This window comes from Mesorhizobium sp. Mes31 (genome assembly GCF_024519675.1).
Lineage (GTDB): Bacteria > Pseudomonadota > Alphaproteobacteria > Rhizobiales > Rhizobiaceae > Mesorhizobium.
Genome location: NZ_JALJRL010000082.1, coordinates 1 through 297, shown reverse-complemented (window position 1 = coordinate 297; position 297 = coordinate 1). Strand labels below are relative to the sequence as shown.

Below are 297 nucleotides of genomic sequence, written 5' to 3'. Positions count from 1 at the left end.
GCAATAGCCAGGGGTATGCGCATGATGCACCTCTTCGTTGGTTTGGATGGAAAGGACTGCCGAAAAAAACCTGCGGTCAGGGCAGGGGCGTCGTGACCTCGGGGTCAGGCAAGGGCGGACGCAATCGGGCTTTGCGTCGTTGCACACGATCGCCGTCGGTCGAAAGCCATCGCTCCAGCAACTGGATTGCTTTCACCGCGATCGAGGTGAGCGATAGGTAGATCGCTCCGGCGACGATGAAGATCTCGTACGGCGCGAACGTGGTCGACACCATCTGTCTCGCCATGCCGGTGATCT

General features: G+C 59.6%; 1 pseudogene. It reads right to left on the bottom strand.

The features are described from left to right. Positions 1-76: 76 nt before the first annotated feature. A pseudogene (locus NR193_RS33395) lies at positions 77-297 on the bottom strand (ABC transporter permease); the annotation flags it as partial.